The sequence below is a fragment of the Pedobacter sp. UYP1 genome (assembly GCF_040547305.1).
In the GTDB taxonomy this organism is placed as follows: domain Bacteria; phylum Bacteroidota; class Bacteroidia; order Sphingobacteriales; family Sphingobacteriaceae; genus Pedobacter.
The window spans coordinates 228559-255121 of the sequence record NZ_JBEPPL010000001.1; the positions used below are offsets into that span (position 1 = coordinate 228559).

General features: G+C 37.9%; 22 protein-coding genes, 1 tRNA gene and 1 riboswitch. Of the genes, 16 read left to right on the forward strand and 7 right to left on the reverse strand.

The features are described 5' to 3' along the window. Position 1: 1 nt before the first annotated feature. The 5 genes from amaB (at position 2) to ABIB30_RS01010 (ending at position 7386) form a co-directional block, all read left to right on the forward strand. The gene (gene amaB, locus ABIB30_RS00990) at positions 2-1531 is read left to right on the forward strand and encodes an L-piperidine-6-carboxylate dehydrogenase (RefSeq protein WP_354298878.1); all 1530 of its coding nucleotides are present in this window, start codon (positions 2-4) and stop codon (positions 1529-1531) included. A 27-nt stretch (positions 1532-1558) separates the two neighbouring features. Next, positions 1559-4483, forward strand: a complete 2925-nt coding sequence (locus tag ABIB30_RS00995; protein WP_354298879.1) for an FAD-binding and (Fe-S)-binding domain-containing protein — start codon at positions 1559-1561, stop codon at positions 4481-4483. A 314-nt stretch (positions 4484-4797) separates the two neighbouring features. Next, positions 4798-5604, forward strand: coding sequence for an MlaE family ABC transporter permease (locus ABIB30_RS01000; protein ID WP_354298880.1), 807 nt, complete (start codon positions 4798-4800; stop codon positions 5602-5604). Positions 5605-5610: 6 nt separating this feature from the next. Beyond that, positions 5611-6384 (forward strand): ABC transporter ATP-binding protein, encoded by a 774-nt coding sequence (locus tag ABIB30_RS01005; RefSeq protein WP_068407297.1) that lies wholly within the window; start codon positions 5611-5613, stop codon positions 6382-6384. Next, on the forward strand, positions 6385-7386 hold the full coding sequence (locus ABIB30_RS01010; RefSeq protein ID WP_354298881.1) for an MlaD family protein: 1002 nt from the start codon (positions 6385-6387) through the stop codon (positions 7384-7386). 72 nt (positions 7387-7458) lie between these two features. Here the strand turns inward: ABIB30_RS01010 and pdxR are convergent, their stop codons facing one another. Continuing rightward, positions 7459-8928 carry a MocR-like pyridoxine biosynthesis transcription factor PdxR gene (gene pdxR / locus ABIB30_RS01015; protein ID WP_354298882.1) on the reverse strand — a complete coding sequence of 490 codons (1470 nt, stop codon included), beginning with the start codon at positions 8926-8928 and terminating at the stop codon, positions 7459-7461. Positions 8929-9153: 225 nt separating this feature from the next. On the opposite strand from pdxR, the gene ABIB30_RS01020 reads away from it, so the two are divergent. Together ABIB30_RS01020 and ABIB30_RS01025 are read left to right on the forward strand one after the other, a co-directional pair. Next, entirely contained in the window at positions 9154-9600 is a 447-nt protein-coding gene (locus ABIB30_RS01020) for a hypothetical protein (RefSeq protein ID WP_354298883.1), read from the forward strand. 22 nt (positions 9601-9622) lie between these two features. Beyond that, positions 9623-10048, forward strand: a complete 426-nt coding sequence (locus tag ABIB30_RS01025; RefSeq protein WP_354298884.1) for a GNAT family N-acetyltransferase — start codon at positions 9623-9625, stop codon at positions 10046-10048. Between the two features lie 11 nt (positions 10049-10059). On the opposite strand, the gene msrB (ABIB30_RS01030) is transcribed toward ABIB30_RS01025, so the two are convergent. Continuing rightward, entirely contained in the window at positions 10060-10563 is a 504-nt protein-coding gene (gene msrB, locus ABIB30_RS01030; protein WP_354298885.1) for a peptide-methionine (R)-S-oxide reductase MsrB, read from the reverse strand. A 108-nt stretch (positions 10564-10671) separates the two neighbouring features. Further along, the gene (locus tag ABIB30_RS01035; protein WP_354298886.1) at positions 10672-11250 is read right to left on the reverse strand and encodes a fasciclin domain-containing protein; all 579 of its coding nucleotides are present in this window, start codon (positions 11248-11250) and stop codon (positions 10672-10674) included. 313 nt (positions 11251-11563) lie between these two features. Here ABIB30_RS01035 and ABIB30_RS01040 point away from each other — a divergent pair, with 313 nt between their 5' ends. From ABIB30_RS01040 to ABIB30_RS01065, 6 genes are all read left to right on the forward strand, one after another. Beyond that, positions 11564-12097 (forward strand): DUF4303 domain-containing protein, encoded by a 534-nt coding sequence (locus ABIB30_RS01040; RefSeq protein ID WP_354298887.1) that lies wholly within the window; start codon positions 11564-11566, stop codon positions 12095-12097. 1135 nt (positions 12098-13232) lie between these two features. Continuing rightward, on the forward strand, positions 13233-14363 hold the full coding sequence (locus tag ABIB30_RS01045; RefSeq protein WP_354298888.1) for a redoxin domain-containing protein: 1131 nt from the start codon (positions 13233-13235) through the stop codon (positions 14361-14363). 144 nt (positions 14364-14507) lie between these two features. Then, positions 14508-14607, forward strand: a riboswitch (SAM riboswitch). Between the two features lie 464 nt (positions 14608-15071). Beyond that, a complete protein-coding gene (locus ABIB30_RS01050) occupies positions 15072-18170 on the forward strand; it encodes a SusC/RagA family TonB-linked outer membrane protein (protein ID WP_354298889.1) in 3099 nt (1032 codons plus the stop codon). A 9-nt stretch (positions 18171-18179) separates the two neighbouring features. Further along, entirely contained in the window at positions 18180-19775 is a 1596-nt protein-coding gene (locus ABIB30_RS01055) for a SusD/RagB family nutrient-binding outer membrane lipoprotein (protein WP_354298890.1), read from the forward strand. Between the two features lie 23 nt (positions 19776-19798). Beyond that, on the forward strand, positions 19799-20761 hold the full coding sequence (locus ABIB30_RS01060) for a DUF1735 domain-containing protein (RefSeq protein WP_354298891.1): 963 nt from the start codon (positions 19799-19801) through the stop codon (positions 20759-20761). A 101-nt stretch (positions 20762-20862) separates the two neighbouring features. Beyond that, positions 20863-21429 carry a hypothetical protein gene (locus tag ABIB30_RS01065; protein WP_354298892.1) on the forward strand — a complete coding sequence of 189 codons (567 nt, stop codon included), beginning with the start codon at positions 20863-20865 and terminating at the stop codon, positions 21427-21429. A gap of 31 nt (positions 21430-21460) precedes the next feature. Here ABIB30_RS01065 and ABIB30_RS01070 read toward each other — a convergent pair whose 3' ends face one another. From ABIB30_RS01070 to ABIB30_RS01080, 3 genes are all read right to left on the reverse strand, one after another. Further along, on the reverse strand, positions 21461-22615 hold the full coding sequence (locus ABIB30_RS01070) for an alginate lyase family protein (RefSeq protein WP_354298893.1): 1155 nt from the start codon (positions 22613-22615) through the stop codon (positions 21461-21463). A 144-nt stretch (positions 22616-22759) separates the two neighbouring features. Continuing rightward, complete coding sequence (locus tag ABIB30_RS01075) at positions 22760-23290, reverse strand: ferritin (RefSeq protein WP_183869676.1); 531 nt, start codon at positions 23288-23290, stop codon at positions 22760-22762. A gap of 106 nt (positions 23291-23396) precedes the next feature. After that, entirely contained in the window at positions 23397-23762 is a 366-nt protein-coding gene (locus ABIB30_RS01080) for a hypothetical protein (RefSeq protein WP_111633874.1), read from the reverse strand. A 211-nt stretch (positions 23763-23973) separates the two neighbouring features. Here ABIB30_RS01080 and ABIB30_RS01085 point away from each other — a divergent pair, with 211 nt between their 5' ends. Then, complete coding sequence (locus ABIB30_RS01085; RefSeq protein ID WP_354298895.1) at positions 23974-24474, forward strand: DinB family protein; 501 nt, start codon at positions 23974-23976, stop codon at positions 24472-24474. Positions 24475-24559: 85 nt separating this feature from the next. Here the strand turns inward: ABIB30_RS01085 and ABIB30_RS01090 are convergent, their stop codons facing one another. Continuing rightward, positions 24560-25465, reverse strand: a complete 906-nt coding sequence (locus tag ABIB30_RS01090; protein WP_354298896.1) for a helix-turn-helix domain-containing protein — start codon at positions 25463-25465, stop codon at positions 24560-24562. Positions 25466-25655: 190 nt separating this feature from the next. On the opposite strand from ABIB30_RS01090, the gene msrB (ABIB30_RS01095) reads away from it, so the two are divergent. Both msrB (ABIB30_RS01095) and ABIB30_RS01100 read left to right on the forward strand, forming a co-directional pair. After that, positions 25656-26138: a peptide-methionine (R)-S-oxide reductase MsrB gene (gene msrB, locus ABIB30_RS01095; RefSeq protein WP_354298897.1), complete on the forward strand. Its 483-nt coding sequence runs from the start codon at positions 25656-25658 to the stop codon at positions 26136-26138. Between the two features lie 105 nt (positions 26139-26243). Further along, positions 26244-26333, forward strand: a tRNA-Ser gene (locus tag ABIB30_RS01100). Positions 26334-26563: the final 230 nt, after the last annotated feature.

A 26563-nucleotide genomic window follows, 5' to 3' on the forward strand; every position in this document is an offset into this window, starting at 1 on the left:
TATGGATATCAAAAAAGTATTAAATCAATTAGGAATTACTGAAAATAATAGTGGTACTTCTACTGGACATCTATGGATGGAATCGGATGCAAAAGTTATTACTTCTTCATCGCCAGTAGATGGTAAAGAAATTGCCAAAGTAAGTACAACCAGCACTGAAGATTATGAAAAAGTAATCAGTACGAGTGCTGAAGCATTTTTGTTCTGGCGTAATGTGCCTGCACCAAAAAGAGGCGAAATAGTGAGACAGCTAGGTGAGGCACTCCGGTTAAATAAAGAGAACCTGGGTGTCCTGGTTTCTTATGAAATGGGAAAAAGTTTACAGGAAGGGCTTGGTGAGGTTCAGGAAATGATTGATATCTGCGATTTTGCAGTTGGATTATCCAGACAGTTGTATGGTTTGACTATGCATTCTGAAAGACCAGATCACAGAATGTACGAGCAATGGCATCCACTGGGTATTGTCGGCGTAATTTCTGCATTTAATTTTCCGGTAGCTGTTTGGAGCTGGAATACTGCATTAGCACTGGTTTGCGGAAATGTTTGTGTTTGGAAACCTTCTTCTAAAACCCCGCTTTGTGCAGTTGCTTGTCAGCACATCATTGCTTCAGTTTTAAAAGCGAATGATATGCCCGAAGGAATCAGCTCATTGATCACAGGAAATCCTGTCGGAGATCTGATCAATAATGATCCAAGAATTCCATTAGTTTCATTTACTGGGTCGACAAGGGTCGGCCGTTTAGTTTCATCAGCTGTAGCAGGTCGTTTCGGAAGAACAATCCTTGAGCTTGGTGGTAACAATGCAATTATTGTTTCCAAAGATGCAGATCTGGATATTGCTATCATTGGTGCTGCATTTGGTGCGGTAGGAACTGCAGGACAGCGTTGTACTTCGACCAGACGTTTAATCATTCATGAGGATATCTATGAAGATTTTAAAAACAAGCTGGTTAAAGCTTATGGACAGCTTCGTATTGGTGACCCCTTAGATCAGCATAATCATGTTGGGCCGCTAATTGACAAAGCTGCTGTAGAAGTTTATCTTGAGGCAATTGAAAAAGGTAAGGCTCAGGGAGCTAATTTTATTGCTGAAGGTGGCGTTCTTGCAGGTGGGCCTTATGGTTCTGGTTGTTATGTAAAACCTTGTATTGCTGAAGTGAAAAATCATTATCAAATTGTGCAGGAAGAAACTTTTGCACCTATATTATATGTAATGAGTTATAAAACTTTAGAAGAAGCAATTGCCCTTCAAAATGGTGTTCCGCAAGGACTTTCGTCTGCAATCATGACCTTAAACCTCAGAGAGGCCGAACTTTTCTTATCTACTAATGGCTCTGACTGTGGTATCGCCAATGTAAACATCGGTACTTCTGGCGCTGAAATTGGCGGAGCTTTCGGTGGAGAAAAAGAAACAGGTGGTGGACGGGAAAGTGGGTCTGATGCCTGGAAAGGATATATGCGCAGACAAACGAACACAATCAACTATGCTAATAAATTACCACTGGCACAAGGTATTAAATTCGATCTTTAGGTTGATATGCAGCTCAGCAATGAAAAAATGAAATCCCTGTCCGATTCACTGGACGGGGATTTTTTTACTGACAATCAGACCCGTATACTATATGCTACAGACGCTTCCGCTTATCGGGAAATGCCGTTGGCAGTGGCTATACCCAGCTCTGTTGCAGACCTTGAAAAACTGATCCTGTTTGCAGGAAAAGAAGGGATATCGCTGATTCCGCGAACTGCCGGTACCTCACTTGCAGGACAAGTTGTGGGGAAAGGCATTATTGTTGATGTTTCAAAATATTTTAACAGGATATTGGAACTCAATATCGAAGAAAAGTGGATTAAGGTGCAACCTGGGGTAGTTCGTGATGAACTTAATCTGTACCTCAAACCTTTTGGATTATATTTTGGGCCTGAAACGTCTACTGCTAACAGAGCGATGATCGGTGGAATGGTCGGAAATAATTCTTGTGGTTCAAACAGCTTGATATATGGAAGTACCCGCGAACACACGCTTGAAATTAAAGCATTGTTAGCTGACGGTTCTGTAGCTGAGTTTAAAGCGCTTGAATTTGAGGAGTTTATCGAAAAATGTGAAGGGGATTCCTTAGAAAACGAATTATACAGAAATATCAGAGCTTTACTGAGCAACTATGAAAATCAATGCAGCATCCGTGAGCAATTTCCTGCCAAAAGCATCCACAGACGAAATACGGGTTATGCAATTGATATTTTGCTGGACTCCTCTCCTTTTACTGCAGAAACTGCTGACTTTAATTTCTGTAAGCTCATTGCTGGTTCTGAGGGTACACTTGCATTCATTACAGAGATAAAACTTAATCTGGAGCCTATTTTAAGAGAAGAAACGGCATTACTGTGCATCCATTTCAATAGTATTGATGAAGCACTGATGGCCAATCTGATCGCCTTAAAATATGAACCAAGAGTGAGTGAATTAATAGATCACCTTATTCTGGAATGCACGAAAGAAAATATGGAGCAGTCAAAAAACCGCTTCTTTGTGTTGGGTGATCCTGCTGCTATTCTTGTCGTAGAGTATTCGGGTAAGGATAAGCAGGAAATTACAGAAAAGGCAGCCAAAGTGGAGGCCGAGATGAGAGCCAATGGACTGGGATATCATTTTCCTTTAGTATTTGGTCCTGATATGTCCAGAATCTGGTCTTTAAGAAAAGCGGGTTTAGGTTTATTGAGTAACCTTCCCGGAGATGAAAAAGCTGTAGCGGTAATTGAAGATACGGCTGTTGATGTGAAAGATTTACCTGCTTACATCCGTGATTTCAATGAAATCCTTAAAAAGCATGGGTTATTCTCTGTTCACTATGCGCATGCGGGTTCTGGAGAAATACATTTGCGGCCTATATTAAATCTGAAAACAGTGGAAGGTAACCGCTTATTCAGGGTAATCGCAGAAGAAATAGCCAAACTGGTCAAACAATATAATGGTTCATTAAGTGGTGAACATGGTGATGGCAGACTACGTGGTGAGTTTATTGAGCAGATGATTGGTCCACGCAATTATAAAATGCTCAAAGAAATTAAATCAACCTGGGACCCGAAAAACATCTTTAATCCTGGAAAGATTACTGATACGCCTGCTATGGATACCATGCTTAGATATGAGCCCGGTCAACAGACTACTGAAATCAAGACTGTATTCCGTTATCAGAATCAGAATATTTTACAGCACGCTGAACAATGTAATGGTTCAGGCGACTGCCGGAAGTCTCATTTAGCAGGTGGTACGATGTGCCCTTCGTTCATGGCTACCCGGAATGAGAAAGATACCACAAGAGCAAGGGCCAATATGCTGCGCGAAATGCTGACTCATTCTACTAAAATCAATCGTTTTGATCATCAGGAACTTAAAGACGTAATGGATTTATGTCTGAGCTGTAAAGGTTGTAAGTCAGAATGTCCTTCGAATGTAGATATGGCTAAGCTTAAAGCTGAGTTTTTACAGGGTTATTATGATGCGAATGGTGTTCCACTCCAAGTAAGAATTGTAGCTGGTTTTAACCAGATTAATGGGCTGGCCTCTTTATCTCCACGCCTGTACAATTGGAGTATTAATCATCAAACCACAAATGCGTTTATAAAAAAAATCAGCGGTTTTGCTCAGGAACGTTCCCTCCCGCTCTTGTATAAAACAACTTTAAAAAAATGGTTTGCTGCGTATAAGAAAATTGCTGAACCATTGGCTACAACAGCTACTACGGTAAAACAGAAGACTGTTTACTTTTTCTGTGATGAATTCACAAATTATCTGGATACAGAAATTGGTATTAAAGCTATTCTTTTACTGGAAAAATTAGGTTATCAGGTAATTATTCCAAAACATCTGGAGAGTGGAAGAACCTGGATTTCCAAAGGTTTGCTCCGCAAAGCCAAAAAGATTGCGCAGCATAATGTATTCCAGCTGAGTAAAATTATTACAGAAGAAACGCCTTTGATTGGGATTGAACCTTCTGCGATATTAACTTTTAGGGATGAGTATGTTGATCTTGTAGATTTGCCACAGTTGGAAATGGCTCAGGAATTAGCTAAAAACAGTTTACTAATAGATGAATTTATCGCCAGAGAGATTGCCAATGGAAATATTTCCCAGTCGAGTTTCAGTAAAGAAAGCAAATTGATCCAGCTACATGGTCATTGCCAACAGAAGGCATGGGCTGCTATGGGTGCTTCTAAACAAATCCTCTCTTTTCCTGAAAACTATAAAGTAGAAGTCATTCCCAGTGGTTGTTGTGGTATGGCTGGTTCATTTGGTTATGAAAAAAAACACTATGAATTATCTATGCAAATTGGAGAACTAGTCCTTTTTCCTGAAGTCCGAAAGCAAGCTGAGCATGTGATCATCGCTGCAACTGGAACGAGTTGCCGGCATCAGATTAAAGACGGTACCAGCAAAAAGGCTTTACATCCAATAGAAGTACTGTATGAAGCCTTGGTTTAAAATTATATTTAAGCCCTGCATTCATTGAGAGTCAATTTATAATAATGTTACACAAGCTATCATCATTCCGAAAAAAACAGGTCTATGGTATTTAAAAGGCCTGTTTTTTAGTTACCACTGTTTAAACAAACACATCATTGTTTTGTCATTTTAATGTAACCCAACTTGTGAATAATTGCTGATGTATTACATTTGACCAAAATGCAGCCATAGTCAGCATAAAACCAAAACAATTTTGCGCTTTTATTGCTTACCTATAAATAGAAAAAATAAAACCCTGATTTAAATTATATTTGGCTGCACAAACCTAAAGAATGGATCCTAACACAGAAAATCCGAACATCACGCCTCGCAAATACGTCATTTCTAAAAAACTTGACAGCATGTTCTTCGGTATATATCACGCTTATCAGTTTGTACTTCGCTTTTTTAGAGAAGTCTTTGTACCGCCCTACGAGTTTAAAGAAATCATACATCAATGTTATGAAGTGGGTTATAAATCCCTGCCCCTGATCTCACTTACTGGTTTTATTACCGGGGTTGTATTTACGAATCAGTCCAGGCCCTCGCTGGCTAATTTTGGTGCAACTTCCTGGTTACCTTCACTAATCTCTATTGCAATCATCCGCGCCTTAGCTCCTTTAGTTACGGCATTGATTGCTGCCGGTAAAGTTGGTTCTAACATGGGTGCCGAGCTTGGATCAATGAAGGTTACGGAGCAGATTGATGCGATGGAAGTATCGGCAACAAATCCTTTTAAATATCTGGTAGTTAGCAGAATACTAGCCACTACCTTTATGATCCCTATACTGGTTATGTATACGGCTTGTGTGGCTTTAATGGGTGCTTTTTTAAGTGTTCACAGCAATGAGCAAACCAGTTTTTCGATGTTCTTTTCACAAGTATTTGATACGATCAGCTTTTTAGATATATTTTCAACGACCTTTAAATCAACTGTATTCGGTTTTACGATCGGTGTAGTTGGCTGTTATCATGGATACAATTCTTCCAAAGGTACTGAAGGTGTTGGAAGAGCAGCGAATTCGGCAGTAGTTGCTGCGATGTTCCTGATCTTTGTAGAAGAAATTATTATTGTTCAAATTGTAAATGCTTTCCGTTAATTTAATATGGTAAGAGAACAGAAAGCAATCGACAGAAATAATGCAGTTATTTCTATCAAAGGTTTAAAGAAAGCTTTTGGTGACCTTGAAGTATTGAGGGGTGTTGACCTGGAGGTGTATCAGGGAGAAAACCTGGTTGTACTGGGGCGTTCGGGCACAGGTAAATCTGTATTGATCAAAGTAATTTCTGGTTTACTCCTTCCTGATGCAGGAGATGTAGATGTACTGGGACAAAGCGTAGAACACTTAAGTACCAGAGAACTGATGGCATTAAGGCTTAAAGTAGGCTTTTCATTTCAGAACAGCGCTTTATATGATAGTATGACCGTGCGTCAGAATCTTGAATTCCCTTTAGTGAGAAATTCAAGAAATCTGAGACGTAAAGAAATCAATCGTGAAGTGGAAGATGTCTTGGATGCCGTTGGTCTGTCACAGACGATTGAACAGATGCCTTCAGAGCTTTCCGGTGGACAGCGTAAAAGAATTGGTATTGCCCGTACATTAATCCTGAGGCCAGAAATTATGCTTTATGATGAACCAACAGCCGGCCTTGACCCTATTACTTGTATAGAAATTAACAACCTGATCAACGAAGTTCAGGAAAAATATAAAACAACATCTATTATTATTACACACGATTTGACCTGTGCCAAAGAAACTGGCGACAGAATTGCTATGCTTTTGGATGGTCAGTTTGCTATACAGGGAACATTTGATGAAGTCTTTGCAAGTAAAGACGAACGTGTTCAATCTTTTTACAATTATAATTTTACACAATAAATGAGCGCTACAGAAAACAAAAGATCAATAGTTGTAGGAATTTTCATCTTTATCGGACTTGCTATTTTCATCGCCGCTGTACTTACTTTAGGTGGAAAGCAAAAACGATTTGTAAGTAGTATTACTTTAAAAGCAGTTTTCAATAATGTAAATGGTATACAGGCTGGTAATAATATCTTCTTTTCGGGGGTGAAAATCGGAACAGTGAGCAAAATCAACTTTTACGGGAACGCACAAGTTGAAGTTACGATGCACATCGAAGAAGCTGCACAAAAATATATACACAAGAACTCTGTAGCTAAACAAGGTTCTGAAGGTTTTATAGGAAATAAAATGATTGAGATCCTGCCAGGTCAGGGTGATGCGCCACAAGTAGAAGACGGAGATAGAATTAATGTCGCTACTGCTTTAGGCCCGGAAGATATCATGAAGACTTTACAGGCAAACAATAAAAATATCCTGGTGATTACTGAAGACTTTAAAAAGGTAACGACCGATATGCTACAAGGAAAAGGAACATTAGGGACTTTATTAGCCGATACTGTTATGGCAGGCCGCTTACGTCAAATGACAATTAACCTGGAAAATGCTTCGGCAAGTACTGCAAGAGTAACATCAGCAGTTGCGCAGTATACATCTAAATTGAATACCAAAGGTACTTTGACTAACGAATTGTTAACCGATACTACTGTATTTGCGAGTTTGAAAACAGCAGTTAAAAGTTTACAGAATACAGCGGCATCGGCCTCTGAAATGACGAATAATCTAAAGTTAACCAGCAATAAACTTAATTCGGATAAAAATGCCGTCGGTGTTTTACTGAATGATGAACAAACTGCTGCTAAATTGAAAAATACAGTTTCTAATCTGGAATCAAGTACTAAAAAACTGGATGAAAATATGGAGGCTTTACAACATAACTTCCTGTTAAGAGGATTCTTTAAAAAGAAAGCTAAAGCTGAAGCAGCTGCTAAAGAAAAATCAACACAAGATCCTAAATAATACAGCTTTATCAGCTTAATCAAACCGGCCCTATTTAATTATAAGGCCGGTTTTTTTATTTAGTTTTCCTGATCAGATTGTGATTTTACGAAGAATGTCTACCGCACGTTGCATTTCACCTTCCTTTAAGGAAGCAAAACCGAAACGCATTCCATTATGTTTTTGATCTGCTCCTTCATAATAGGCAGTCCCAGTAAATAACAGTCCCGATGCTCGTGCTTTTGCGATAACCTCTCCAAGTGGGTATGTTGCTTTGAATTTCAGCCACAGTGCTAAACCTCCCTGTGGTTTTGTGAAATCTACTGCATGAGCAAGCTGATCGGCTATCACCAGTGAGGTCTGATCACAACGCTCGTTGTATACTTTTCTGGATTTTTTGATATGCCTGTCTAACTCTCCACTATCTATAATAACAGACAGGGCTTCTTCCATTATGGTATCCCCTCTCAGGTCAATTAATCTTTTCAGGTTGGTAGCCTGAGTGATAAAATTGGCAGGGCCTATCAAATAACCAATTCTGCACGAAGGTGCTAAAAGCTTTGTAAAAGAACCTATGTAGATTACGTTACTGTCGTGAGCTGAACTTGCCAGCGGAAGAACGGGGCTATTGCTATAATGAAAATCATAGTCGTAATCGTCTTCTATGACAGGTAATTGATAGGATCTTATCAATTCAAGTAACCGAATTCTGCGTTGTTGACTCATCGTTACGGTTGTAGGATGATGATGATGAGGAATAATATAAAGTAAACTGATCTTTGTGCTTTTTAAAGCCTTCTCCACTTCTTCAATATGCATACCATGCTCATCAACCGGTATACGGATAAGATGGGCTCCCATCTGTTTAAAAACCTCATCAGCAATATAATAGCTGGGATCACTAACCAGCACATGATCACCAGGTTTAATAATCATACTTGCGGCGAGGTAAATGGCCATTTGCCCACCTCTGGTAATCAGAATATTTTCAGTTGAGATATTTAAACCGCGGGAATCATTCAGGAAATTAACCGTAGAGTTTTTCAGTGCTTTTGTACCTCCAAAATCTTTAAGAGACATTAATGCTTTGAGGCTGGAACCTTGCATTAGTTTCCTGTATTCTCTGAGCATACTATCAAATGGAGCAAGATCTGCATCAGGAAAGCCATCATTGACAATTATTGATGTACGCTTTAATGGAAAATTATACTGTTCAGGACCTGGAATATGTTTAAAACTGAATTTTGCAGGGCTGGAATAGGTTTGATTTTTTCCACCTTCCTGAAAAGATCTGGGTTTAATTAATGGTAAATGTATAGAAACCCTGATCCCTATTCTGGGTAATGTCTCGATCCAGTCTTGTGTAATCAGTTCTTCATAGGCAGCAACAATTGTATTGCGATGTTTATCAAGCAGCGCAGCCATCTCCCTTGTACTCGGTAAAAAGGTTCCGGGTTGTATAACTCCATCTGTAATCAAAACAATAAGACTATCAGCAATTTGCCTATATACAGCTATAGTACTGCTTTCGTCAATTGTGATCAGGGTTTTAAAAGGGAGCATTTATTTTAAGCTGTAATTTATAATAAGAACCTGCGGAAGAGCATGAATTCAACATAACTTAGCCGATTCAATATGACTCAGCCGATTTTAAAGATACAAATTTCTTTATCCCGGTAAACTAGTATGATTAATCTCCCTATTATTCTGGACTATCCAATCAGGCAGAACTGGTACATGAATCTTTTAAAATTGCAAGCTAATTTTGAATGATCAAATCAATAGCAAATGAAAAACGAATTTTCGATTCCACAATTGTTTCTACGCCTGGCATTAGGTCTGGGTTTTATCCTTCCTGTTTTAGATCGTCTGGGAATTCTTGGGCCTGCAGGTACAACTAATGTCGCTTGGGGGAACTGGGGAAATTTTATCGGTTACACCAATACACTTATGCCCTTCTTAGGCAGGTCTGCTGCTGGATTTATGGGAATGATTGCAACGCTGGCTGAAGCAGTTTTTGCAGTATTATTAATCACTGGCTATAAAACCAGATTAGCGGCGCAAGGTAGCTTTTTACTTACCTTAAGCTTTGGACTTTGTATGGCCATTTTTTTAGGGATAAGAGCACCATTTAATTATTCAGTATTCGCAGACAGCGCGGCAAGTCTTTTACTGGCCAGTGTCCCTGTGTACAAATGGAGTTTGGATAATTATTTTTCCAAAGAAACATTGTAAACTACGAAAAACAACTTAAAACATGGAAATATTAAGATTAAAACCAACAGATGAGCTTTCCAGATTCTGGAATGTGCTGAGTACTTTCAGAACCAATCTTACTGAAGATACTTATCAACAGGAATTATCAGAAATGATTAAAGATGGTTTTCATTTAATTTACATTATAGATAATGAGGAAATTGCAGGTTTTGCTGGATATCGGTACATCCAGAAGCTTTTTACAGGAAAAACGATCTATATTGATGATCTGTTTACCCTGCCTCAATACCGTGGTAAAGGTTATGCCGCTTCTTTATTAACCTATATTCAACAAGAAGCAGAAGCAGCAGGTATGAATAAAGTCGAACTCGATAGTGGGCCTGCCAGAAATGATGCACACCGGTTATATTTAAATCATAAATATATCATTACCAGCATGCATTTTTCGCGTCCGGTTTCTTCCTGATGAGCTAATCTTTATTTGCCTAAACCATCAGGTACAAAGTCAAGAGATACAGAGTTCATACAGAAACGTTTATGTGTTGGTGCTGGCCCGTCATCAAAGATGTGTCCAAGATGTGAGCCACAACGTGCACAAAGCACTTCAGTTCTTTCCATACCTAAAGAGTTATCTGCTTTGTAGATTGTGCTTTTAGTTCTTATGGGCTCAAAAAAGCTTGGCCATCCGCAGGTACTGGCAAACTTTGCATCTGATTTAAATAATGCATTTCCACAAACAGCACAATAATACATTCCTCTGCGTTCAGAATTCCAAAGACTTCCTGTAAAAGCCTGCTGGGTTGCCCCTGTTCTTGCGACTGCGTAAAGCTCAGCAGGAAGTATTTTTTTCCATACCGCGTTACTCACTTTTAATACGGTAGTGTCCGTTCTTGAATAATAAGGGTTTTTTGTGGTTTTACTTTGACCGTAGCCAGTGTAAAAGAACAATAACAGAATTGCGGAACTTAATATAGGTTTCATAATCTTCTTTTTATCATTTAGTCTGTTAAATACAGAAAACCTTACAAGTAATAATCAGAAAAGCCACTTAATTGTTTAGCGGCTTTTCTGATATAAAGATAACTAAATCTATTTTGGCATTAATACACTATTTACCACATGTATTACACCATTTTTCTGGTAAACATCTGCAATAGTCACAGTGCTCATTCCACCTTTTTCATCTTTCAGCACCAACTTTTTACCTTCCATCCAGGCCCAAAGTTTTCCACCTTCAACAGTAGTCAGTTCAGCTTTTCCTTTTCCTTTTTTAATTGCAGCTGCAATGGCTTTACTATCCATTTTACCAGCAACAACATGGTAGGTAAGAATTTTAGTTAATGCTGCTTTGTTTTCAGGTTTAACTAATGTAGCCACTGTACCTTTTGGTAATTTGTCAAAAGCCTCATTAGTTGGCGCGAATACAGTAAATGGACCGGCTCCTTTTAAAGTCTCCACTAAACCTGCAGCTTTAACAGCGGCAACCAATGTGGTATGATCTTTAGAGTTTACCGCATTATCAATGATATCTTTTGTAGGATACATTGCTGCACCACCCACCATTTTAGTACCACCAGACATACTCATTTTTGATTGTGCCTGAACTTGTGTTTGTGAAGCAAATGCGATAGCTACTAAAGCAAATGCTGATATAAATGTTTTTTTCATCTGAGTTTTGATATTTAACCACATTTACGACAGATGATATACTATTGGTTTTCAGAAGATCAAAACATTAATACAACTAATAGATTATTAACTATTTAAAAATATAAAAAGTAATATTTGGTGGTCCTCAGGCCCAGATTCTGCTTGAATATCTGTTGCAATATATCGCCATAACCAATTCATTATGAATAACTCCTTATAAATAACGTTAATTTACAGGATGCAGTTAATATCTCAATTTATTATTTGATTTGTATCATAAAATAATAAATATATCGTTTAAAAATATATACGCTTATATAAAATTAAACTTATGCAAGAAATAGATTACAATAAAATACAAGAAGAATTGCTGGCTTTCACAAAAACTGAAGTAAGCAATTTTTTAGCGGAGCACCCAAATGAAGTTTTTTATGCATTTGCATTTGACTGTAACGCAGAATATGCTGAGGTAAACCTGTGTTTTAACACAGAAAGTGCTTTTTCAGCGCTCCTGCAAGAATCTCAAAGTGGAAAGTATAAAGCTTCTTATCAAAGTGAAGAACAGATTAATGAATTGAGATATAATACCGGAGATTGGGAATACCAATCTTTTTCAACTCAGTATGTGCTTTCTGAGGATGAATTATTTGGTGATGAAGAAGATGAAAATGAGGACAAAGATGATGGGGAACCGAAAAATGCAATAACTGATAATCTTTTGTTGCATTTTTCTAAAACATTAATAGAATTTACGAAGTCAGAAGAATTTCAGAAAATACCTAAGACACCAGATTTTAAAGTATTCTGTATAGATCATGATGAAGATTTGGATGAAGCGGAATTAAGACTCAGTAGTTTAGCCTGATCGTAAATTTATTAAAGGAAAGCTCTTTTGCCAATGATTGATTTCAATGGTGAAAGGGCTTTTTTTATAATTGCAATTCTTGCCCGGATCTTACAATAAATGGATCAAGTCATAAACTTGTGGAGCAGGCTCTTTTTTAAGCATAAATTTGACACGCTAAACAGAAAGTCTTTACGATCACGGATGCTCTTATGCCTCTGGAAGTTGCGCTGAAAACTTTCAATTTGCATGGGAATGACTCAGTGGAAACAAGGCCGTGCTGTTCGTAAATAAATTCAAAATAGCTAAATAATAAAGTTATATCGGCCGGGTACTGCCTGAGTACTGCCTGAGTACTGTCCGAGTACTCGTTAGGGTAAGAGCAGTGCTAAAGTAACGCGAGAGCATGGCAGGTCCAGGTCAAAACAACTAGTTGAAATGGCTTAGAGTATCCATGCTTAAAGGCCGTTTATAGCTTGGTCTTACACCGACCACCACTCAGGCACAACCAAAGCATAACCGGATGAAGATTAATGGAATTATAATTTTCCCTTTGACTAACCCACGGACAACTGCGGACAATTGCAGACAGCTGCGGACAATTGCGGACATTTTTTACGTATCAGGATAATCTTTAACGCTAATGGCTTACATTGGTGGAAAGGCATTTATTTATTATGGGAAGTTTAACGGGTAAATTTTCAAAGGGAATCCTGAACGATTTCATTTTTAAAGCAGCAGTTTGGAGTACAGGTTGTTTCAAAAGTTCTGTACCGGGCACAATGAAAAAATCAATGGGAAACCGAAAGGCATCAGAGAACTTTCGTCAAAGTAGCAAGCCTGGAAAAATCAGGATCTTTCCTCCCCCTGAGAATTCCGCTGAAGGGTTGACCGATCTCTTATCAAAGTAATCAGGAGCGTTTAATAAGGATAAATTGAACTATAAAATCAGGAAGCAATTAGCTTATTAAAAAATCGTAACCAGCAGCTTTGAACTCAAAAAATATCAAACCCAAAACTTGAAATTTAATCCCTGATCCACAAGTTGATGACTTGATCCCAATAAATGAGTAAAAAATATTATTATAAATAAAGTATACTAAAATAGTAGTGTTTTATTTATCTTTGTGAACTAATCCTGTTAAACCAACCATAAATGAAAAAAACTTCTACACTGCTCGCCGGAGCCCTGCTCCCATTCGCCTTATTTGCCCAGGAACCATTCAGCATTAAGGGAGAAATAAAAGGACTATTACCAGGAGATAAAATTTTCCTGTCTTATAATTCGGATGGAAAAAGTATACTGGATTCTGCAATTGCAGGGAAAGGTGTTTTTACCTTCACTGGCAAAATTAAAGATCCGGTAAGAAGTGTCTTATATAAAAAGTCTCCCACTAAAGGAACCAAAAGCGATGCCTTATCATTCTATATAGAGCCTGCAAATATTAAAGTAACTTCTGCAGACTCTCTTAAACACGCTATTGTGAGTGGTTCTTTAGTCAATGCTGATAACAGTAAACTAAAAGCAAACTCTAAATCTATTCAGGATCAGCTGAACACACTTAATGAAGAATATTCAAAGTTCACTCCAGAACAAAAAAATGATAAAGCGTTCGTGGAAAATTTCTCTGATCGTTATGATAAAATCTCAGAAGGCCTGACCCCGATTTATCTGGACTTCGTCCGTAAAAACCCATCATCTTATGTAAGTCTCGTTGTCTTATCTCAATTAGCCACAGACGATAAAGTACAATCAGAAGCAGAACAGCTTTACAATGGGCTTTCACCAAAAGTTCGTGAAACCAGTACAGGGAAAAGTATTGCAGGTTTCTTTGAAGCTGCAAAAAAGACGAAAATTGGTCAGCAAGCCTTGGATTTTACGCAGAATGATGTAAATGATAAACCTGTAAAATTAGCTGACTTTAAAGGAAAATATGTTTTGGTTGACTTCTGGGCTTCCTGGTGCGGTCCCTGCAGAAGAGAGAATCCAAATGTAGTTGTTGCCTATAATAAGTATAAAGATAAAGGATTTACAGTATTAGGAGTTTCCTTAGATCAGCCTGGTAAAAAAGAAGCCTGGTTAAAAGCAATCGAAGATGATAAGCTAACCTGGACTCATGTTTCAGATTTAAAATTCTGGGATAACGCAGTAGCAAAACTTTATGGTATCAGATCGATACCTGCTAATTTTCTGATTGACCCTTCTGGAAAAATTATAGCTAAAGGTTTAAGAGAAGAAGATCTTCAGAAGAAACTTGCAGAGATACTTGATGCAAAATCAAAATAGCATATTCCTGTTTTTCTGTATAAATACACAATGATTATACAGAAAAACAGAGATAACGACCATTTAAAAATAATAGTATACCAGATTAGTAGTTTTTATTATTTATGACTACTTTTGCTTTATAAGCAGTTCTTATTATTATAATTCTTATCAAGAAAGACGGAGGGAAAGGCCCATCGATGTCTTAGCAACCTGTTTCTTACAAGGTGCTAATTCCTTATTACACAAGTGATAAAGATAAGTATGAAGTATTCAATTCAATGAAGCATTCATCCCTTCCTGATTCAGCTATAAAACCATATTGGCTTTATAGAGAGAAGAATAAAATTAACGTTTAACAAATAAATTCTTTTAGGAAAGGAGCATTATGCAATAAATTACAATTCTTAAAATTTCAAAAAAATACCGTAAAAAATAAGGAGCGGTTAGAGCCCGCCCCTTATTGAGTTATAACGGTCATCGAACACAAATGCGAATTAATGTTTTAAACCACTCAAACAAATATAATGAAAATTACGACTACCTGCCTGACACCTTATTGTACTCAGAATTGTATATCCCTGGAAATTCTTTTCATCAGAACATGTCCTCTTTATAACTGTTTGGAGTTGAATTAGCACCTGCACATTTCCCGATTTATTAACCCAGTCATTTAGTCTTCTAAACTGACCTGAACGACTATACCCCAAACTTTATTAAAACTATGCAATGAGAAAGAATTTACTCAAACTCTTTATATTTCTGTCCGTAATTGTAATATCAAATATTGCTCAAGCACAACAAGAAAGAAAAATAACCGGTACAATAACTTCTAAAGAAGATGGATTGCCATTACCAGGCGTAAGTATCAAACTAAAAAACACAGGTCTGGGTGCTGTAACTAGTGCAGATGGAAAGTTTTCATTTATTATTAAAAACCCTGGACCAGATGATATACTGCTCATCAGTTTTATAGGTTTCCAGAAACACGAATTCAAACTAAATGGAAAAAGTACTGCTGATGTAAGCCTTAAACCAGATGATAACAATCTGAATGAAGTTGTTGTTTCTGCTGGGGGTATCCTTCGTAAACCCAAAGAACAAGGGTATACTGCGACAAGGATAAACAGCGAAGAGCTGACTGCGGGTAAGTCCCCTACCATTGCAGGCGGTCTGGTCGGAAAAGTTGCCGGGTTACAAGCAAACGCAATTACCAGCGGAGTTAACCCTAACTACAGGCTTGTTTTAAGAGGTAACCGCTCACTCACAGGAGACAATACGGCTTTGGTAGTTGTAGATAATGTCGTGGTACCCAGTTCTATATTAGGCAATATCAATCCAGAAGATGTAGAAGAAATTTCTGTCTTAAATGGTGCTGCCGGCGCTACATTGTATGGTTCAGAAGCCTCTAACGGAGTGCTGCTTGTGACCACTAAAAAAGGTAAAGAAGGAAAACCAATTATCCGTTTCTCTAATACAACTACTTTGGAACAAGTAAGTTTCTACCCTAAACTTCAAACCAGGTTTGGTGCCGGGTCTACTGCCGACGGGCAAATTTTCAGTCCTACAGAGAATCAACAATACGGCCCTGCATTTGATGGAAGCTTAAAACCATTAGGTTTCCCATTGGCAAATGGTGAACAACAACAGGCTATTTATTCTGCAAGATCAGACCGGAGAGATTTCTGGCAGACAGGCGTGACCAATCAATCAGATTTCTCAGCATCTTCTGGAGATAGCAAATCTACTACCTATCTTGCCGGACAGTATTTGAAAGGCACAGGAACAACGCCAGGTGATAAATTTAACAGGCTCTCTCTTAGAGTTAACGGAACGCGAAAAATTCTTCCAAACCTGACCGTAAGTTATTCCAGCAATTATGTAGAAAACAATTATGATATTACCAGTGCAACAGCCACAGTTTATGCTGATTTAGTAAATGTTCCGGCAAATATTCCTATACTAAATTATAAAGATTGGCAAAATGATAAATATGCATCATTAGATGGTTTTTACAGCCCTTTTTATTTGAATCCTTATTGGGATGCTGCAAATCAACGTCAAAAATCAAAGAACGCATATCTTACAGGAAAAGTAGAATTAAATTGGGCTCCACTTCAATGGCTTAACTTCACTTATCGTGCGGGTTTATCAAACAGGTACTTTACACAGAAGTCGCATTCTGCGATAGGTATTTACAGTAGTTATTCTCAGTCTTTAGGTAAAACAAACTTTGCCGGTTCTGTAGGTGATGATGCTGATCAGACTTCAAGATTCAGCAACGATTTCCTGGTGAATATTAAAAAAGATGTCAAAGATTTCTCGCTGAATTTAATATTAGGCGCTTCTTCAGTGAACAAGACTTCTAAAGACATTGGGTTAATTGGTAATGGATTGGTGATTCCGGATTTGTATAACATCGGTAACCGCACAGGTGTAGATATCCCTTCGGAATCGAATACTAAAAGTAAACTATATGGACTTTGGGCAGATGCGACCCTGGGCTACAAGAACTATTTATATCTGCATTTAAGTGGCAGAAATGACTGGACTTCGTTACTAAATAAAGATAACAGGTCGTTTTTTTATCCTTCAGCTGATTTATCATTTGTCGTATCAGATGCTTTCCCCGAATTAAAAGAAAATAAAATTGTTGATTACCTTAAAATCAGAGGTGCCGTATCTAAAACCGGATTAGTCAATATAGACCCTTACGCTCTTGATCCTGTTTTCGATTCAGTAACAGGCTTTTCTAATGGTACTTATTTTACACAAAATGGGACACTGGCGTCTAAAGACCTTAAACCAGAAACAACTACAGGTTATGAGCTGGGAACAGATTTCAGACTTTTAGACAATCGTGTAGATGCAAGTTTAAGCTATTACTATACCAGTACTAAAGGTCAGGCTATCTATGCAGGTATTCCAATTTCTACTGGTTTTTCAAGTTACCTGATCAATACAGGAGAAGTTACCAATAAAGGTCTTGAAGCCACCTTACATTTCACCCCAATCAGAACACAAGACTGGAAACTGGTTGTCGGTGGTAATTTTACCAGCAATAAAAACCTCCTGAAGTCCCTGCATCCTACCCTAAAAACAATTAGTATCAATAAAAGCAGTGTAATTTATGCGGTCGAAGGCCAGCAAGTCAATTCGATTATTGTAACTGATTATCTGCGTGATGACCAGGGCCGTGTTATCGTTGATCCAAATACAGGATATCCTGGTAAAGCACCTACAACTCAAAATCTGGGCAATACTTCTCCAAAATACCGCTTGGGACTTGATCTTCAGGTTTCCTGGAAAGACTTTACTTTAACCTCACTCTTTGAATACAGAGGCGGTTATAAAGTAGCGGCAATATCATTAGGTAATAACCTGGATTTCGCCGGAGCATCTGCCAGAAGCGCATATTATAACAGAGAACGTTTTGTGTTTCCAAACTCCTCCTATCTTGACCCTGCAACTGGTAAATATGTCGCCAATAATAGTATAACTACATCTGATGGAGGAACAGCTTTCTGGACCAGTGGAGCTCCAAATAGAAGTATATCAAGTAATTACGTGTATTCAGGAAATTACTGGAAATGGAGAGAAGTATCTTTAGCTTATAATTTGCCTAAAAGTCTTTTGACTAATATGAAAGCTGTAAAAGCAGTGACTATAAGTGTTCAGGGCCGTAACCTGCTGTTATGGGTTCCAAAATCAAATGAATATACAGATCCGGATTACAGTGCAAATAACAATAACGCAGTTGGTGTATCCACGCTGGATCAAACCCCTCCTACCAGATATTTTGGAGCCACACTATCCGTAACCCTTTAACCACAGACCATGAAAAAATATCTCAACATATTTACCCTGCTGATCCTGTTAAGCTTACTCAGCGCTTGCAAAAAAGATCTTGACATCAATAATAACCCAAACAGTGCGACTGGCTCTAACATACAGCCTGCACTAATATTACCTAATGCAATTACTGTAACGGCTGCTAATACGCTCACCTATAACAATTATGCCTCTATTTTGATTGGTTATCATTTACCAGGCAGAGGCGTAAGTGGTTTTAACGATATATATTCTTACAACTTTACTTCTTCCTCGAATACTGCCTTGTGGGATAATGTATTTACGAATCTTAAAGACTATCAATATATTATTTCTAAATCTCAGAACGATCCTCAACTTGCGTTATTTAATGCTATAGCGCATATTGGTAAAGTGTTTAACTATCAAAGATTGGTAGACGCTTATGGAGATGTCCCTTATACCGAAGGCTTATCAGGAGCCGAAAATGTATCCCCAAAATTCGATCCTGCTGCAACTGTTTATCAGAGCCTTGTTAAAGAACTAGATGAGGCCATCGCTAAAATTAAAACGAATGCGCCTAATGCTGGAACAACTGTTACAGAGCTTAATGGCGGTTCTGATGTATTATTTGGTGGGAACTTAACCAAATGGATACAGTTCGCTAATAATATTAAACTTCGTTTGCTGGTTCGTGCAGATGGTTCATCCATAGGCAGTTTTGTCACTGCAGCTTACACAACCTTTTCTACAGAAGGTTTCTTGCTGGAAAATGCAATAGTTAACCCTGGTTATAATGCGTCTTCCAAACAAAACCCTTTCTGGAATTCTTACCATAGTTCAGTAACAGGTGAAGCCACCAGTATAGCTACTTATTATATTCCTTCTAAATATATCTATACCTTTTATAATGGGCCATTACTGACCGATCCTAAAAGAGGATCGTTGATTTACAGGAACTTTCCTGCCACACCAACCGGACAACTTGGAGACGAAAGAAACAACCCAAATGCAATTCCAACTTATTCTGCATGGTATACAGGAACTGGTACAGGTTTAACGGCAACAAATACAATTGGCGTACTGAAAGGCCGTGCATTCGGCATGCCGGTTTTTCTCGCCTCAGATATTTATTTTCTACTGGCAGAAGCGGCATTAAACGGTCATGTTTTATCAGGCGATGCCAAATCGAACTTTGACAAAGGAATATTGGCTTCCTATCAATATCTGGAAACAAATGCAAATAATGCAATCGAAAACGGACAAAATCCTTCGACTGACTTAAAAGCATATCAACTTGCAAATCAGAACAATTACCTGGTCAATTATGATCTCGCATCCAGTAAAGAGCAACGTCTGGAAGCAATTATTACGCAGAAATATATCGCTTCCAATACGATTAATGGCTTTGAATCCTGGTCTGATTTCAGAAGAACTACCTACCCTAAAATACAGGCAAATGGTTCTCCTACAACTACATTTGTTTCTATTTCCTCTGCGTCTCCAAGACCAGATAAATTGCCAGTACGTGACGTTTATCCACAAACGGAATATAATCTGAATCCGAATACTCCAGTTATTAATAATGCATTTTCCAATCCGATTTTCTGGGATCTTAATTAATAAACTTATTTAAACATAAAAAAATGAAAAGATATTTAATCAAATACACAAGCCTGTTGATTTTGGCCACAGTTATGCTATCTTCTTGCACTAAAGAAGAAGGTGTGTTTAAGGATAATGGTTCCAGCGGAATAGTTGAACTGACTTTGCCAGCAAGAACAACTTCAACTATTTATTCAATTGCCACGGTTTCTTTTGCCGCGCAGGATGAAATTGACTTCCCTATAACGATCAATTATACAGGCGTAAATGGAACTCCTAATGATGTAACAGTCACTACTGAAATTAATAACAATGCAGTAACGGAATATAACACCTCTTTAAAAACCGCTTATACGCCACTTCCAGCAACTCTTTATACAGTTACTTCAAACAATGTAATTATACCAAAGGGCACTAAGATTGGAATTTTTCTGATCAAACTAAAAACGAGTCAATTTGATTTTACAAAATCGTATGCGTTGGGAGTTACCATAAGAACTGCATCAGCCGGAGTAGTTAGTGGTAATTATAGCACAGGAATCTATCGCGTAGTTGCTAAAAACGCGTATGAAGGTGATTATAAAGTTACAGGGTGGTTCTTCCATCCTACTGCTGGCAGAGCATTGAACCTGGTAAAAAAACTAGCTACAACAGGCAAACAAAGTGTATCCGCTGCACTGGGAGACTTAGGGAGTTCAAATTACGCTATAGAATTCACTGTTGACGGTTCAAAGCTAACTGGGTATAAAGCATCAGGTGCAACTCCTGCAGGTTTAAACTCTGGATTTTTGACCGCAGATCATCCTGAAGCCAGTTCAAGCTGGGGCAATAATCCGGCTAGTGCAGATCAGCCGGGACAGGGCCAATGGGTAGCATCGACCTATACTAATTCTTATGATGCTTCGAAAAATACATTTTACCTGGCTTATGGATATATAGGTTCAGGTGGTACTGGTCAGTCAAGCTGGAGCCGTCAAGTTTATGAAAAATGGGTAAAACAATAATTTCTATATTAATAGCTCTCTATTTTTTGGCCTCCGGATGTTCCAACGGAGGCCAAAAAATATCAATATATCCAAAAATTGGTATAGGCGAAAAGATCTATTTGAATACCGTAACCATAGATGGTGAATACAAAAAGATAGATTCAATCACTGTTCTGGAAAACGGCAAAGAAATTACCTTTCCTATTTATTCTGCAACACAACAGATTTATGCCCTGAGTTCAACGTTCAATGATTTCAGTGTATTCTTCATTAATGATAAAGGAAATAAAACAATTCTTACAGACTTTTTTGCAAGAACTTACCAGGTGAAAGGCTCTCCGGCTACAAATAGTCTGATTAATTTTCAGCATCAACAAGCTGTGATACAAGAAAAGATTGTTCAATCGGCCAGAATAAATGATAGCACTACTTTATCTTCCCTGTATCAGGAATATAATCAGAATTATATCAATTACGCAGATACGGTAACCAACCCGGTTTCCTTTGTAATTGTTAACGATAAAGTTGATTTCGGCAGTGATTACTATAGACTCGAAAAGTTCATCAGAAAAGCAAACACAAAATTTAAAGGGGATTGTCGGTTTGATCGGATCTACAGTAATGCAATGGATTATCTAAGTGGATTTAAGAGATCTGATCGCTTAAATAAATCAGGAGCTAGATAGTTAATGCGCTATTCAGCTCCCGATTAATAATTTAAAGCCCTGTAACTCCGAAATGAGTATAGGTAGTAAAGCCTAAAAAGGTATTGTCATTCGGCACACCAAGAGGCGGCTGCAGTTCTCTTAAAGTTTTAAGATTTGCTGTTTTATAATAATTGTAAGCCACTTCAGTACCTGGAAACACTGGGCTATTCACGGTGCAATAATTACAGCCTGTAGTACGGTCATAAGCTTTTCTCATAAAATCATAGCCTTTGCTAATCAGGTTTGAGTTCATCGTCCAAAGAGAATTATCTCCCTGAAGCCTTGCAATTTCAGCTGCATAAGCAAAGGCAGTTAGAGAATATTGGTAATGTACACAATCTTTTCTATCACAAAGCTCAAGTAAAGTACCGTCTGGATTAATCACAACAGGAAGATAAGTTTTAACAAAATCATATCCATTCTGATAGACTGTTGTACTGTTTAAGAAAACCCCAATAGCCATTTTAGCATATCCGGCAGAAGCATCCCAGTTGTTATTATATTTAGGGATCTTATTGATGTAATTGTCTTTAACAAGGGTCAGAAATGCAGAAAACTGGTTTATATCGGCGTCAGACCAACCAGCTGATTGTCCATTTACTTTATAATACCTGATAATTTCTGCAGCAGCAACGAAAGTAGGCGTTGTCCAGGAAGCTTCCAGATCTGGCTGGTTAGCATTTGTATCCCCGTCCAGTAAAGCATAGTCTTTGAAATTTTTGGCCCAACCGTTTAAAATAGCAATAGTTTGTGTAGCATAAGTTGCATTTCCTGTCTTAGCCCAACGTAAAGCAGTCGCATAAGCGAGTTCAGAATCGCTTCTAATTTGATTTTTTGAAGGAGATGTTGCTCCGTTTGAGCCCACCACAACGGTTGCCGGGAAGGATGTCGGATATTTATGACTGTTGATAAAATCAGTCACTTTTTGATATGCCGCAGTGCGATCAGCATCACCACCATTGGTTTGTGAGGCAATCAAGTCAAGACTAGCTTGAGTATTCAGCAGTGCAGGATGTACAAACGCAATTACCTGTGCCCCGTTTAAACTTGGGTTACTGGCTGTGCCACTTGCACCGTCAGCAGCCACATTTTTTTTACACTGGATCATAAATGCTGTGAGTGGTACCAGGCCGAGACAAATCAGCCAGGATTTAGTTCTGTTCATTTTCATAGGATTAATGGATTAATAGATGTAGATATTACACTAAGCTATGAAATAGGAAACACATTTAAGTATTGATTTTAGGGCATAAAAAAACCGGTTATCCTCATGATAACCGGTTTTATATGTTTTAGTGTTTAATTCAGACTATGCTTCGCTGTCATAAACAATGCCACCAACATGTTTGTCGATCTGCCATCTGCCAGTACCTTCTTCTCCGATAACATCGAACAATTCAAGAGCACGTCTAGCTTTGTATTCTTCTTCACGTTGTTCTTTGAAGAACCAGTTTAAGAATTCAACAGTGATGTAATCTTGTTCTTTATGGCAGTTAGCTGCGATATTTTTCAAAGATTGAGTTACGCTGATTTCCTGATCTAAAGCTTCTTCAAAAACTTCTCTGAAAGAGTTGTATTCAAGTTTGATGTTTGATACTTCAGGAGAAATTGCAGTACCGCCCATATCTAAAACATATTTATAGATTTTAAGCTGATGTTGTCTTTCTTCGTCCGACTGTTTGAAAAAGTAGTCAGAAGAGAAATCGTAGCCATGTTGGTTACACCAAGATGCCATTGCTAAATATGCTGATGAAGATTGAGCTTCTTTTTTTATTTGTTGATTTAAGAGTTTTTCTACTTCAGTAGAAAGCAAACACTTAACGCGGATGATGTCTTTCATATGATTATAAATTAATTATTACCTATATCGTATGACAAAAGTAGTGCTATAAATCAATTTTAAAGCATTTAAAAGAAATATGGAAAGATTCTAAGTCTAAAGAAGCTTAAGCAGTTAGACTATATACCCTATCGTGGAGGATGCGATTAAGCTCTAACATTACAAACGTACCTTCGATTAATTCTTTGAAGGCGATAATTTCCAGTAAAGTTAATACATAGCAATGATCACAAGCACAGATAAAAACAATTTCCAAATCAGGAGCCTTATCAGAACTTAGCAGTAAAGCTTCGATATCGATACCATAAATGGCTTTTCTAAGCTTCATAATCGAACGGTAATCGAAACGATTGTTATGACCTGCGAAATTTACGTACCAGCATTTTTGAGAATCCGACTGAGATACAGATCCATTCCTGGTTTGGAATACTTCTAATAATTCAACTGAAGGTGCTACGGCTACGTTTTGCATTCACATTTATGATTATAACACAAAGATTCACATTATTTAGACTTGATACAAATAAATTGATAAAATAATTTGTAATATTTTTAAATATTCCTGTTTTGCAGACGATAATTGCAAATATTCCTATATTGTTACCACCTAAAACTTATGCCATATTTACTGGGCTTTACCCCCATTAAACAATTTGAAAGACACTAATTAAATCCTTACCCCTATGTACCGTAGTATTGAAGATTTCGAAAATGACTGGAAAAATGAAGAGAATAGTACCCTTCAGATATTCCGCAACATTACGGATGAAACTAAATCCATCAAAATCCACGAGAATGTAAGAGCATTAGACAGATTAGCCTGGCATATTACCCAGACTATTCCTGAAATGGGATTACATGCTGGCTTGATGACAGAAAATTTGCTGGATGGACTACCAATACCAGAAAGCTTTGAAGAAATTATTAATGTATACCAGGAATACAATACCCTGTTACTCAAAAGAGTGAAGTCAAAATGGACAGACTCTACTTTAGGAGATAAGGTAGATATGTATGGCCAGGTTTGGACTAAAGGACAGGTACTATCTGTATTTGTTGCGCATCAGACACATCACCGTGCTCAAATGACAATAGTGATGCGTATGGTAGATTTGCCAGTTCCAGGTGTATACGGTCCGGCTAAAGAAGAATGGGCACAAATGGGTATACCCGCCATGGATTAGGCCATTATTTATTTTATTTAAAAAGCCTGAACATTTAATATGTTCAGGCTTTTTATGTTTTATTCGATTTTAGAAACTGTTAAAATCAAACATTTCTAAAATGTCCCGGAGTAAAGGCTGTCTGCTTTTTAAAGAAATTGTTGAAATGAGCTGCTTCCTCAAAGCCGAGACAGTAGCCAATTTCAGAAATGTTCCAATCGGTGTGTTTTAATAAAGACTTTGCTTCTGTTAGCACACGCTCAGAAATCAGGTCTGTGGTTGTTTTACCAGTAGTCACCTTAATAGACCTGTTTAAGTGATTTACATGGACTGCCAGCTTCTCCGCGAAATCTTTGGCAGAGCGAAGTGCAAATCTCTGAGAAGGCGTTTCAATTGGAAACTGGCGCTCTAGTAACTCCGTAAATACAGCAGTGATCCTGGACTGCGCATTTGGATGTTGGTACAGACTTTCGGAAGGCTCAGATTTTAATGCGTAATGCGTTAATTCTGTCACATAATTACGCAGCAGATCATATTTAAATACATAATCGGAATTTATTTCTTCCAGCATTTTCTCAAAGATGCCAGCAACAAATTGTTCTTGCGTATCACTTAAAAAATAAGCCGGCTTCCCTCCTATACTAAACATCGGCAATTCATTCAGGCTCCCACGGATTTTCTCTGTAAAAAAAGATTCTGTAAAGATGCAGAAGTAGCCAGTAGTACTTTCAGAAAGTGCCTGTACAGTATAAGGAACATTAGGATTAAAAAATATTAAGGTCGTGCCCTTAACTACCAAACTTTTATCTGCATAGTGATACAAATACTCTCCACGTACCAGGCTCACTTTATAGAAATCCCTGCGGCTGTAGGTGACAGGAGTAGCACCTGGCCCATGACAATCTTCAATACGAAAAACATTAAAATGCCCTACACCATTCTGTAAGGTCTGGGGAACACTATTAAACTTTTGCTGATAAAAGTGTTCTAATGTTTGTGTCTTATCCATCATATGAATTTAAGCAATTTTCTTTACAAAGATAGTGTGATATGGTTTAAGAGAAATTGCGCTATTCAAACCGTTAATTGCAAAATTCAAACAATCTGGCCAGAGTTAAATTTGTAAGGATAACATCATAATAGGTGATTAAAAATCCATGGATACTTCGCTAACGTTTATAAAGATAATAAATACAGAAGTTATGAAACAGATAGCAAGTATAACAATAATTGTCCTGATGTTTTTAACCGCATGCGGGCAGCAGCCAGGAAATGGTACTCATCAGAAAAAATATCCCCTTACTAAAACAGATACAGAGTGGAAAAAGGTACTTAGCCCTACCGCCTATCAGATCATGGTAGAAAGAGGAACAGAAAGACCATACCACAACGCTTACTATAATAACCACGAAAAAGGAATTTATGTGAGTGCCGCGACAGGTGAACCCTTATTCAGCTCCGATGATAAATATGACTCAGGAACAGGGTGGCCAAGCTTCACGAAACCCATTAATAATAAAGCCGTGGAAGTGGTCAGTGATAACTCCTTTGGAATGTCCAGAGACGAGATTGTAGAAGCAAAAACGGGCCTTCATCTTGGTCATGTATTCGATGACGGGCCAAAAGATAAAGGCGGATTACGGTATTGCATGAACTCTGGAGCCTTTAAATTCATTAAAAAGTAGGTTTTTAAAGCGCTAATTGCATTTTTTATAATTCATAATGAGGTTGTTAAACAATTAACCCAGGCCATTGTTTGCAGAAATGAACATTATTTGTACTTTTGTCGCGGAGAGTTGGCAGAGTGGTCGATTGCGGCAGTCTTGAAAACTGTTGACTTGTCAAAGGGTCCGCGGGTTCGAATCCCCCACTCTCCGCCAAACAAAAATGCTACCCATTTCGGGTGGCATTTTTTGTTTTAAACAGGCCTGAGCCCTTCAGCTCAAAGGCCAGATTAAAAACAAAAAATTGCCATTGAGCGCAGCGAAAAGCATTTTTGACTGAAGCCTCCCCCCAGAGGGATCAGCGAGAGTACTGAGCTAATCCCTTTTGCGAGATATCCCAACTGGACTTTCTTGATCACATTATTTATCCAATATCTTTTCAAATT

Coding starts and splice junctions, on each gene's coding strand:
- ABIB30_RS01005 (WP_068407297.1), top strand. CDS start 5,611: ATGGTAAGAGAACAGAAAGCAATCGACAGAAATAATGCAGTTATTTCT.
- ABIB30_RS01045 (WP_354298888.1), top strand. CDS start 13,233: ATGAAAAAAACTTCTACACTGCTCGCCGGAGCCCTGCTCCCATTCGCC.
- ABIB30_RS01085 (WP_354298895.1), top strand. CDS start 23,974: ATGTACCGTAGTATTGAAGATTTCGAAAATGACTGGAAAAATGAAGAG.
- msrB (WP_354298885.1), bottom strand. CDS start 10,563: ATGAAACCTATATTAAGTTCCGCAATTCTGTTATTGTTCTTTTACACT.
- msrB (WP_354298897.1), top strand. CDS start 25,656: ATGAAACAGATAGCAAGTATAACAATAATTGTCCTGATGTTTTTAACC.
- ABIB30_RS01080 (WP_111633874.1), bottom strand. CDS start 23,762: ATGCAAAACGTAGCCGTAGCACCTTCAGTTGAATTATTAGAAGTATTC.
- ABIB30_RS01075 (WP_183869676.1), bottom strand. CDS start 23,290: ATGAAAGACATCATCCGCGTTAAGTGTTTGCTTTCTACTGAAGTAGAA.
- ABIB30_RS01000 (WP_354298880.1), top strand. CDS start 4,798: ATGGATCCTAACACAGAAAATCCGAACATCACGCCTCGCAAATACGTC.
- ABIB30_RS01020 (WP_354298883.1), top strand. CDS start 9,154: ATGAAAAACGAATTTTCGATTCCACAATTGTTTCTACGCCTGGCATTA.
- ABIB30_RS01050 (WP_354298889.1), top strand. CDS start 15,072: ATGAGAAAGAATTTACTCAAACTCTTTATATTTCTGTCCGTAATTGTA.
- ABIB30_RS01010 (WP_354298881.1), top strand. CDS start 6,385: ATGAGCGCTACAGAAAACAAAAGATCAATAGTTGTAGGAATTTTCATC.
- ABIB30_RS01090 (WP_354298896.1), bottom strand. CDS start 25,465: ATGATGGATAAGACACAAACATTAGAACACTTTTATCAGCAAAAGTTT.
- amaB (WP_354298878.1), top strand. CDS start 2: ATGGATATCAAAAAAGTATTAAATCAATTAGGAATTACTGAAAATAAT.
- ABIB30_RS01060 (WP_354298891.1), top strand. CDS start 19,799: ATGAAAAGATATTTAATCAAATACACAAGCCTGTTGATTTTGGCCACA.
- ABIB30_RS01035 (WP_354298886.1), bottom strand. CDS start 11,250: ATGAAAAAAACATTTATATCAGCATTTGCTTTAGTAGCTATCGCATTT.
- ABIB30_RS01055 (WP_354298890.1), top strand. CDS start 18,180: ATGAAAAAATATCTCAACATATTTACCCTGCTGATCCTGTTAAGCTTA.
- ABIB30_RS01070 (WP_354298893.1), bottom strand. CDS start 22,615: ATGAACAGAACTAAATCCTGGCTGATTTGTCTCGGCCTGGTACCACTC.
- ABIB30_RS00995 (WP_354298879.1), top strand. CDS start 1,559: ATGAAATCCCTGTCCGATTCACTGGACGGGGATTTTTTTACTGACAAT.
- pdxR (WP_354298882.1), bottom strand. CDS start 8,928: ATGCTCCCTTTTAAAACCCTGATCACAATTGACGAAAGCAGTACTATA.
- ABIB30_RS01025 (WP_354298884.1), top strand. CDS start 9,623: ATGGAAATATTAAGATTAAAACCAACAGATGAGCTTTCCAGATTCTGG.
- ABIB30_RS01040 (WP_354298887.1), top strand. CDS start 11,564: ATGCAAGAAATAGATTACAATAAAATACAAGAAGAATTGCTGGCTTTC.